This is a genomic window from Daejeonella sp. (genome assembly GCF_037719425.1).
In the GTDB taxonomy this organism is placed as follows: domain Bacteria; phylum Bacteroidota; class Bacteroidia; order Sphingobacteriales; family Sphingobacteriaceae; genus Daejeonella.
Map to the genome: position 1 here is coordinate 34,304 of NZ_JBBJNI010000002.1, position 10,779 is coordinate 45,082.

Consider the following 10,779-nt stretch of genomic DNA (forward strand, 5'->3'; position numbering starts at 1 on the left):
AGGTACTACAGAAGCGTATCCATGCTCTAAAGCCCATACGTCCGTATCTTCGCCATGGTCATTATTCTGAAATACTCCGGTCAGCCAGTAATACTTCCTTTTATGCGGATCCAGGCGTTCATCGAATTCCTCGGCCCATTTCGCATTAGCCTGGCGGCAGATTTTAATGCCTTTAATTCCATCTCCTTTTGGAAAATTCACATTTAACAAAGTTCCAAGTGAGAGGCCATGCTCCAGAACCTGTTTCGTTACTATTTCTATATATTTTTTGCAGTGACTAAAGTCTGCATTTAGCTCAAAATCATCCAGGGAAAAGCCAATTGACGGTATGCTTTCGATTGCACCTTCAACCGCAGCAGACATCGTCCCGGAATATAGTACGTTAATAGAATTATTCAATCCATGATTAATACCTGAGACACACAGATCGGGTTTTTTACCTTTAAATACTTTGTTTACGGCTAGCTTTACGCAATCGACCGGAGTGCCGGAACATTTGTACATTTCCACGCCCTTATAAAGGTCCACCCCATCCAGTCGCAACGGCTTTGCAATAGTTATAGCATGACCGGTAGCCGACTGCGGGCCATCGGGCGCCACCACCACTACATTTCCAAGAGTTTGCATAACCTCGATCAGCGCTTTGATTCCCGGCGCTGTAATTCCATCATCGTTAACTACAAGTATTGTCGGTTTATTCTTCATTGTGACGAAATTACGATTACTTCGCTACGATCGCAATAACAAAATCTAAGGCATTTCACGGACAGTGTTATTGCGAGGAGGCACGACGCGGCAATACTTTGCTACGCTCGTAATAGATTACGGGTTACCTGCTGTCAGTTGCCGGGCTAAGCGTCTAGTCCACCCAGCCTGATTACCGATTACAGATCACTGTATACCGTTTAGCTCCCGCCAACCAAGCAGCAATTTTTCTCGTATATAAAACGTAGCATCGTCTTCAACAAATCGATGAACACCTTGTTTTTATATCTGTCTGATTATTAGCGTAGTTTTCTTAACTTAATATATGGTTTACAGGATCCTGATATTGATCTGTTTTTGTCTTGCCGGCTTTGCAGGATACGGACAGGTTGTAACTCAGTGTCCCCAGAATATTGGTTTTGAAAATGGAACGCTTGAAAATTGGGAGTGTTCAACCGGTAATATCTCCCAAACCGGAAGTATGGCGCCTAATGCGGTTCGGCCGGCGTTTCTGAGCTTAATTTCTTCCGGGCCGATTCCCAATCAACACACTGTAATCCAACGTGGGTCTTCGAAAGATTATTATGGAAATTTTTCAACAGATGCTCCTAATGGAAGTGATTACGTTGTACAGCTGGGAAATGATTCACCGGGACGTGGGGCTGAACGGATAAGCTATACTGTGAATGTTCCTGCTAATGTCGACAACTACTCAATCATTTTCAACTACGCCGTAGTTTTCGAGAGCCCAACGCACAGTTTTGATGAACAGCCGAAATTTACCGCGAGAGTCTTCGATGTTGCTAATAACACGTCAACTGATTGCGGTTCTTTTGAGTTTGTAGCTTCAGGCGGACTGCCGGGATTTTTGCCATCTCCCAATTCCAGCCGTAACCCAAGCGGTGGAGGAGGAGGTGGTGGAGCAGCTCGCCCTGTTCCAGTATTGTATAAAAACTGGTCGCCGGTACTGGTTAATCTGGATGCTTACCTTGGAAGAACGATAAGGCTCGAGTTTACTACAAACGACTGTAGTCTTGGAGGTCACTTTGGTTATGCCTACATAGATTTTGACGAAAATTGCTCCATCCCGGTAACGGGAAATATAACCTGTCCCGGAAATGAAAGCATTACATTAAAGACCCTGCCCGGTTTTTTTGGTTATCGCTGGTTTAACGCCGAAACATCTGAGCTTTTGGGAACAGGGGATAGTGTTGTAGTTTCCCCTGTTCCGCCGATCGGTACCCGGATAGCCATTGAATTAATCCCATATCCGGGTCTGGGATGCACACAAACTCTGTACACCACGATCGGCGGAATGTATATGAATATTATTGATCCGCCTCCAAATTGCATTAGCGTAGATATTACTGATATTTCACTCAAAGCGGGTAATAGCTCTGACCTGACCTATACGTATTGGATGGATCCGCAGGCTACCAGGCGTCTGGATGATCCGAAACATGTGTATATATCGGGCACTTATTACATCAAGGGCAGGAGTTCATCTGGATGCTTCCTGATACGTCCTGTAGTAGCCACTATTAGTCTCGTGCCGCCACTTGTGTTGACAAGGGTGCTCCAGGCAGTTAACCCGGCTACTGTTGATATTACAACAGCCTTTAGTCGAAACGAAGGTATCTCTTATTCGTTCTGGCTTAATCCTGCAGCAACAATTCCAATTCCAGATCCCACCCGAATAGGGCGGAGGGGAACCTATCACATAAAAAGTGTTACGCCGGGCGGGTGTATTTCAATAACGCCCATATTGGTGGATATAATAATTCCGGATGTGATAACTCCTAATACATTCTCACCTAATAACGATGGCGTTAATGATGAGTTTACAGTGCTTCTTAACAGCAACGTAGAGGTCAATTACTTTAAGATATTTAATCGCTGGGGCGATGTGGTTTATACCACAACTAATATCGATAGGTACTGGAGCGGTTTCAAAGAAACTACGGAAGTTCCTGTAGGGGTATATTATTGGGTTATTGACGGGATCCTCGAAAACAAGAAGTATATCAGGTCCGGGTATGTAACTTTGGTGAGGTGATATGCGGTTGTTAGTTGTTGGTTGTTAGACTGGGTGGACTAGACGCTTTGCCCAACAGCTAACAACCAACAACCAACAACTACTTAACCGTAAAATTAACCATATAATTTCCCCAGATCAAAGAGACCAATCCGTTGTCCGCGATCTTAAAAGTCATTCTTTCAGTAAATGACGGCGCTTTTAGCGTTTTGACAGTAAATCTTGCCGCATCGGCTTTCTGGTCATATTCCGTACCCGACTGGTTCCATGTTTTATTCAGGATTATCACCCACTCTTTTTTCCCAGGAATAGAGTATAGGCTATATTTTCCTTTTGGTATTGATTTACCTGCAACTGATACCTTTTTGTTAACCTCGAAAACTGTAGCTTCATTAGCTCCTGTGCGCCATACTTCACCCCATGGGGCGATTTCTTTACCAATAGTTCTTCCTTTGATGCCAGGCTGACTGTAATCGATAGTGATCTTTGCTCCGGAGCTTATCGTTTCGGATACTTTTGCCGCAGGGCTGGGTCTTTGTGCGTAGGCTGTAGCTGCGAAAAGGCCGGTAATTAATAATAATAGAATCGTCTTTTTCATTTTTAAGGGTTTTAAACAAAGATATCAAACTAAGCGAGCCCGTGTAGTTTTGAAGCAATATTGTTATAAAGTTCTTTTTTTAATCTTCTTTAGATCTTCTTCCATCTTTGTGGTATCACGGTTCGCCGCCGTGTGCATTTGAATGGCCTTCTGCAGTGTGGCTTCAGCTACGGCATAAAGGCCGAGTCGGTATTGTAGATGCGCCAACGTGTCATGATTAGACGAATTTGGGTTTAGATCGACGGACCTTCCTGACCATGACATAGCTTTTGAGAGAAACATATGATTTTTTGTTTCAGTAGCTAATATCGACCGGGCACCAATATTCAGCATCATGGAATATTCTAATGAACCGTAAGTGTAGCCACGAGACCTAATATCCGCTCCCGACCGCTTTCCTGATGCAGCCAATTCCTTGCCGTAGCTACGGGTTATAGCCCTGTTTTTTTCGTCCCGCTTTCTGATCGAATCTACGCCGACATTCATATAATATGTATCATAATAATTCACAGTATGCCTTAGAACGCTTTTTGTATCCTTGACCCCGTAATAATATTGAAGCAATTTTCCGTCCCATTCCTCTTGTCCAATAAGTGGACTCTTTTCCCGCAACGACCATCGGGTAAAATCGGCAGCAACGCGTGCCCTGTTTATTTTTTTATGAGCTATTGCACTAGCCATGGTGTTTGCAATCATCCGGGTATTTATGTCTGCCGTAACATTCTTTAATTCAGTTTTATAAACACTATCAATTAAGTTTTTATTGGTATTTAGCAAAGCGTTCGCGCGGCCATCTATGCGAGGGCCCGCTTGTAAAATAAACAACACTTCGCTGTAAGTATTCAAATTTTCAGGAGATAGTCCATTCACATATTCCTCAATCTGCTTTGCATTATTAGTGATTCCTCTGCTAATTCTTTTATTAATATAGTGCTTTAAAAATGTGGTGCTTTTATCGCCCGAAAGATATCGCTCATCATCCATAGCCCGATCAAGCATATCCGAAATCAGATGTGACGGTATATTTCCTGTCTTTTTTAATAAAAGTCGGCCCTTACCATTAATGAAAATAAATACGGGAAAGTTTTTTACATAGTATTTCTTAACCAACCGGACAGACGCTGAGTCCGACCGGTCAATTTTAAAGTTGACAAAATGCTCATTGAATTTAGCTGTAATGTTTGGATCCTTAAGGGCAGGTAATATCTCCGCACTATTGGTTGGCGATTCGCTGGCGATAAGCAGAGCTAAGATCTTATTTTCCTTCCTCGCAAGCTTTTCTGCTTTTTCCAGCGAATTTTCATAGTTAATTTGTTGGGCAAAGCTACCGGTCCAGCATAACAGAAGCAGGCATAATATTGAAAGTACATTTTTCATGGTACTGAAAAGTACAGAAATATTTTATTCCAAACGATTTTAGCACATCGCAATAATATTTCATTTGCTATTTCCTTTAAAAATGCCGAAAATTGCAGTCCACCCCAAGGGGGGATTAGCTCATTTGGCTAGAGCGCTTCGCTGGCAGTGAAGAGGTGATCGGTTCGAATCCGATATTCTCCACTTATTCTTTTAAGCCCCTTTAAACGCGTTTTAGAGGGGTTTTTTGCTGATAAAAGGTAGTTATTTGGGGTGATTTAGCAAACTTTATTTAAACTAAAAACAAGCCCTATTTTTCCTATTTGCGCTTTTTGTTATATTTCTTAATATCCTTAATTAGACTTTTTTCAAGATTGGCTTGTACATCTAACGATTGTTTCTTTTTACTAAGCTTTTCGTCTCTTGCTACAGCCGCAAGTATCTCTTTTAGTACCTGTTTGCCGTTCTAAGTCATCGATTACAGGTTACTTTTAAATAAAAAAGCCTTACTGTTCAGGTAAGGCTCTTTTGGGCAAGGTTAATCGAAAAGGTCTAAATTATCTTATTTGTCTCTCAACTCTTGAAAGTAGAATTTCTTCGGTAAACGGTTTTTTAATCACATCATTTGCACCACATTCTAAAATTACGTTGTAAATGTCCTGTGCGCCTGACATAATAATTACTGATATGCCAGATGTTGCTTCATTACCCTTGATAGTTTTACAAATTTCTCGTCCATCTTCTTTTTCTAACAGCAAGTCTAAAAGTATCAAATCTGGTTTATGAGTATCTATTAAATCCAAAATATCCGGGCAGCACTTAAATCCCTTGACTGTGTAGCCATTATAACTCAAAATACTGGTTACCGTTTCAAGAACGTTTATATCATCTTCTATAACTACTATAGTTTTATTCATAGTTAGTAATCTTTAACAAATGATTAGCATTTTTTAACAAATGAAATAGATGTTTGTTGTAAAAAAAATTTAAAGATTATTAAACTTAGATAAGTGCTAATTCCGGATTAAGGATAATTAAGTAGTAAAGATATTCTCCACCAAAACAATGGCCTGAAAAGACCCTTGTTGTTAGATATCTTCCACAAAGTACAGTTTCAAAACCCCAAGTTCCACACAATCACCGGGCTTAGATTCCTATATAAAAACAAGTAATAGCACGATTTTTTAATCTAAGCCGTTTAACAACGTATATTAGAATGAATATGGAGAGTATTTTCTCCATATCAATAAATTAGTACTTATATAACGCAATTGAGTATTTCAGATAAGGATGATAATGAAGCCCAGCGATTAAAAGCCCTTCATAACTATGCAATACTGAATTCAATCCCTGAAGAGGATTTTGACCGGATTACCAAACTTGCGTCATTAATTTGTGATACGCCTATTTCCCTAATCTCCCTCATCGACGAAGAAAGACAATGGTTCAAATCAAACCTGGGTCTTGAAGTGAAAGAAACACCCAAAGAACTCGCTTTTTGCCTGCACGCTATATCCGGTTCTGGCATAATGGAGGTGGAAGATGCGACAAAAGACGAACGGTTTAAAAACAATACTTTGGTGACCGGCAGCCCTGATATCCGGTTTTACGCCGGGTGTCCTTTAATTGACGAAGAGGGTTATGCTTTAGGCACTTTGTGCGTAATCGACCGAAAACCCAGGTCGCTGAATGAAAATCAGAAAGAAGCGTTAAATACACTGTCAAAAGAAGTCATCACACTAATTGTAGAACGTAGAAAAAAACAAGAGCTTATACACTTTGATCGCTTATTCAGCTTATCGGATGACCTGATCTGCATAGCAGATACTAATGGGTTCTTTAAAAAAATAAACCCAGCCTTTGAAAAGGTATTGGGCTGGGACAAAGCTTTTCTTTTATCCACCAGCTTACTCGCCCTGGTTCACCCGGATGATCTGAAAAACGTTCAAAGCGATTTACACCAGTTTACGGATGGAAATGATCAGATTTCACCTGTTCACAGGGTCAGAACAAAATCGGAAACTTATAAAACCATACAATGGCATACAACCCTGGACGAATTCACCGGTGAGTTATTTTGTGTTGGGCGCGATATTTCTTTAGAAAAAATAAAGGAACAGCAACTGAAAGACAGCGAGGACAAACTCCGGGTGTTTTTCGAGAACTCTCAGGGTTTAATGTGTACTCATGATCTTGACGGTAATTTTTTGTCCGTAAACACGGCCGGGGCAGCAATGTTAGGTTATCGTACAGAAGAGATTTTGAAACTTAGCCTTTTCGATATCGTCCCTGAAGATCATCGAACTCAATTACAATCCTACTTAACTGAAATTATAACAAACGGCCGTGCAAAAGGGCAAATGCTGACCAGACATAAGGACGGCTCAAGCAGGATTTGGCTATTTAATAACATACTCGAAAATCAGTTTTATGTGATCGGAAATGCCATAGATATTACCCAGCGGTATTTTCTTGAAAAAGACCTGAAACATTTAAGAAAAGTTTTAGAACAAACCAATAAAGTAGCCAGGGTTGGCGGCTGGGATTTTGACGTTCAATCACAAAAAATACATTGGACTTCTGTAACCAAGGAGATCCACGCCGTATCCCCCGATTATCAACCGGAACTTCCATCGGCCATTAACTTTTATAAAGAAGGAAAAAGTCGGGAGACGGTAAGCCGTGCGCTTACGAAGGCCATCAACGATGGCAGCAGTTGGGATGAAGAATTACAATTGATCGATGCGAATGGAAAAGAGACATGGGTAAGGGCAATTGGTAATGCCGAATTTGAGGATAGTGTTTGCAAGCGTTTGTTCGGTACTTTTCAGGACATTCAGGACTACAAACTGAGTCAACTTTCTTTACAAGTATCCGTCGCAAAACAGGAGGAGTTAAATATATCGCTTAAGGAGCAGATCGCGCTGGTTGAGTTTCAAGATCAAACCATTCAAAAAATACAAGAGTTTAAATTTTTAGCAGATTCGATCCCACAAATTATATGGACATCTCAACCTGATGGGAATTTAGATTATTATAACCAGCATTGGTTTGATTATACCGGGATGACCTTCGAGCAAACTCAAGGCTGGGGCTGGGAGCCTGTTTTACACCCGGAAGATCTGGATAATTGCATCAAAGTTTGGACCGAATCTGTCCAAACAGGAAAACCATATGAGGTCGAATATCGGTTCAAGCGGGCCACAGATGGTGTATACAGGTGGCATTTAGGCCGTGCACTCCCAATGAAAAACGAGCAAGGTGAGATCGTCAAATGGTTTGGATCATGCACGGATATTGACGAATATAAACGGGCCCTTGACCTGGAACGAAAAATCAGCCAGTTCGAGGATTTTAACCGGATCGTTGCTCACAATCTACGTGGCCCCGCGGGAAGCATGGGTATGATCATCGAGATGCTCGAAAGTACAGATAAAGAAAAGGAACGGGTAGACCTGTTGTCAATGCTCAAGCAATCCAGCGTTAGCCTTAACCAAACGCTGGAGGAACTGATGAAGGTTTTAGAAATACGATTGAACAAGGGTATTCCTTTTGACGAATGCGACACAACAGCTATACTACAGGGTGTCGAAAACATGCTAAGGGGTGAAATATTCTTAAAGAAAGCAGTTATTTCGTTCAGTTCTGAGCTGGCAAAGATCAGCTATCCAAAGATATACCTCGAAAGCATTTTCTACAATATGATCAGCAACGCATTGAAATATGCAAGGCCAAATGTGCCGCCTGAAATTAGCATCACGGTCAAAAAGAAAAATGAACAGATAGAGCTAATCTTTAAGGATAACGGCCTTGGCATTGATTTGAAAAGGCATGGAGATAATATGTTTAAATTAAATAAAGTCTTTCACCGGGGCATTGATAGTAAAGGGGTTGGTCTGTTTATGACGAAGAATCAAATAGAAACATTTGGGGGAAGTATAACAGTTAACAGCCAGCCCAATATTGGGACAGAATTTAAAATTATTTTATGAAGAAGATCGCTTTGGTAAGTGTGATTGATGATGACCGGTTCTTTCAGTACTCAACCAGGAAGATTATAGAGGCTACCAATTTGGTAGAAAAGTTGATCGAATTCCCTGATGGGGAAATTGCTATACGCTATTTTTTAAAGCATAAAGATGAAGAGCAGATGCTGCCTGATCTCGTATTTTTAGACCTGAATATGCCCTATATGGACGGCTGGCAATTCCTGGAGGAGTTTACCGCGAATGTATTTAAGAAGGAATTGATCACAATCTATATTTCCACATCTTCTGAAAGCAAGTATGACCGGGATAAATTTGAAAGCTACCCTAAATTGAAAGGATATTTGATTAAACCTATGACCAAATTGCAATTCCAGGAGGTTTTGGAAAATGAGTTAAAATTAGGTTAGCTGATTAACAGACTTTGATACGCTGCGATATTGGAACTAAAATTAAGTACAGTTCCTCCTAAACGAAGCGCTCTAAAACGGGGGCTGGTTCCAACAAAAGAATCTTATCCAATTTAAGGTCATTGAAACCTTGATCAAACTAATGCGCACTATCCCGGGCGACATGTTAGTATAGTTGCTATCAAAGCAGGCAGGATTTTTGATAATCCTAATTTAAATTGGGTATAACCCTAAAATATGCACGAAACATAAAAGAATGGAGCAAAAAAATATAACGTCAATTGGACAGCGTATTCTCCTGCTACTGTTATTGATCGGATGGAGTAATTTCTCTTCAGCTTATTCTTTACTTACCCATGAGGCGATAATAGACGTAAACTGGAAGAAATCGATCGAACCGATGCTGCTGAAAAAATATCCGGGATCCAGTCCGGAAGCATTGTTAAAAGCCCATTCTTACGCATACGGCGGAGCGATTATGCCTGATATTGGTTTTTCTCCCTTTGGCAGCATGTTTTATACTGACCTTGTCCACAATGTCAGGACTGGAGATTACATACAGGCCTTACTCGAGGAAGCGCAGGATATTAATGAGTACGCTTTTGCCCTTGGTTCTCTGGCGCATTATACAGCCGATAATTACGGGCACTCAGTTGGAACAAATGTTGCTGTTCCTCTTGTCTACCCTAAATTAAAAGCTAAATATGGTGATATCATAACCTATGCTGAACACGGTAAATCACATTCCAGAGTTGAACTATCCTTTGATGTTTTGCAAACAGCACGTGGTAATTATGTAACAAAGAATTATCATGATTTTATAGGGTTTGGCATTTCAACGCCTTTGATAGAACGGGCGTTTTCTAAAACTTATGGCCTGGATGTTCAAGATGTCTTTAAAAGCATGAGCCTCGCAATCAGCACCTATCGCTGGGTTGTTAAATCACTTCTTCCAACCCTTGTACGAACAGCTTGGGCAAATAAGAAGTCTGAACTGGAAAAACTAACCCCGGGAGTTAAGGAACAGCGCTTTTCGTACAAAATGAAAAACAGCAATTATTACCAGGACTATGGGCGGGAGCTTCAAAAAGCTGGTTTCATTCCTACTGTTCTTTCGGTCATCATACCAATTTTGCCAAAAATCGGACCTCTTTCGAAATTGAGGTATAAACCGCCCACAGAAGAGGTTGAAAAGCTCTTCATAAGGAGTTTTGACAGTACCCTGGTAAATTACGAGCGATCCTTACGAGCGATTCAGTCAGGCTCCCCCGACTTGCCGAACAAAGCACTCGACACAGGAGAGAAAACGAGTTTTGGCAGGTATTCTATTGCTGATGATACTTACGCGGAACTATTACTGGTACTACAAAAAGATAATTTTAAAAACCTCAGTCCGGCCTTAAGAGCGAACCTTGTAAATTTTTACAAGGACAGCTCTCCGGTCTTGTCTACAAAAAAGGATGTGAAGAAATGGAACGAGATTAAAGCTGCGTTAGCGTCTGGTCTGCAGATGGCTTCTGAGGGATAATTTAAAATGGACGCTATGCAACTGGCTTACGAAGTCTCCTTCCGCCATGCGTGTGACTTCGTCAATCTAAATTATTAACGAGACTGGCGAAGTTTCTTTCCGCTTGGTTAGTAAACTTCGCAAGTCTGTAGCCTGACTTACGAAGTTTCTTTCCGCCATGC

General features: G+C 41.0%; 8 protein-coding genes and 1 tRNA gene. 5 read left to right on the plus strand and 4 right to left on the minus strand.

The window, feature by feature from the left end; all coding sequences use genetic code 11:
- Positions 1-705: 5'/3'-nucleotidase SurE (gene surE, locus WKF69_RS00530; protein ID WP_340378573.1), on the minus strand; the 705-nt coding region annotated here is incomplete at its 3' end.
- A gap of 325 nt (positions 706-1,030) precedes the next feature.
- Here surE and WKF69_RS00535 point away from each other — a divergent pair.
- Positions 1,031-2,761 carry a gliding motility-associated C-terminal domain-containing protein gene (locus WKF69_RS00535; protein ID WP_340378574.1) on the plus strand — a complete coding sequence of 577 codons (1,731 nt, stop codon included), beginning with the start codon at positions 1,031-1,033 and terminating at the stop codon, positions 2,759-2,761.
- Between the two features lie 79 nt (positions 2,762-2,840).
- On the opposite strand, the gene WKF69_RS00540 is transcribed toward WKF69_RS00535, so the two are convergent.
- Positions 2,841-3,338 (minus strand): DUF2911 domain-containing protein, encoded by a 498-nt coding sequence (locus WKF69_RS00540; RefSeq protein ID WP_340378575.1) that lies wholly within the window; start codon positions 3,336-3,338, stop codon positions 2,841-2,843.
- Positions 3,339-3,401: 63 nt separating this feature from the next.
- Positions 3,402-4,715, minus strand: coding sequence for a hypothetical protein (locus WKF69_RS00545; protein ID WP_340378576.1), 1,314 nt, complete (start codon positions 4,713-4,715; stop codon positions 3,402-3,404).
- Positions 4,716-4,824: 109 nt separating this feature from the next.
- Here WKF69_RS00545 and WKF69_RS00550 point away from each other — a divergent pair.
- Positions 4,825-4,898: transfer RNA gene (locus WKF69_RS00550), tRNA-Ala, on the plus strand.
- A gap of 353 nt (positions 4,899-5,251) precedes the next feature.
- Here the strand turns inward: WKF69_RS00550 and WKF69_RS00555 are convergent.
- Positions 5,252-5,611 (minus strand): response regulator, encoded by a 360-nt coding sequence (locus WKF69_RS00555; protein WP_340378577.1) that lies wholly within the window; start codon positions 5,609-5,611, stop codon positions 5,252-5,254.
- Between the two features lie 354 nt (positions 5,612-5,965).
- Between WKF69_RS00555 and WKF69_RS00560 the strand changes: the two genes are divergently transcribed.
- The 3 genes from WKF69_RS00560 (at position 5,966) to WKF69_RS00570 (ending at position 10,618) form a co-directional block, all read left to right on the plus strand.
- Entirely contained in the window at positions 5,966-8,686 is a 2,721-nt protein-coding gene (locus WKF69_RS00560) for a PAS domain S-box protein (RefSeq protein WP_340378578.1), read from the plus strand.
- The gene (locus WKF69_RS00565; protein WP_340378579.1) at positions 8,683-9,090 is read left to right on the plus strand and encodes a response regulator; all 408 of its coding nucleotides are present in this window, start codon (positions 8,683-8,685) and stop codon (positions 9,088-9,090) included. The genes WKF69_RS00560 and WKF69_RS00565 overlap by 4 nt, the downstream gene beginning before the upstream one ends.
- 256 nt (positions 9,091-9,346) lie before the next feature.
- A complete protein-coding gene (locus WKF69_RS00570) occupies positions 9,347-10,618 on the plus strand; it encodes a zinc dependent phospholipase C family protein (RefSeq protein WP_340378580.1) in 1,272 nt (423 codons plus the stop codon).
- Positions 10,619-10,779: the final 161 nt, after the last annotated feature.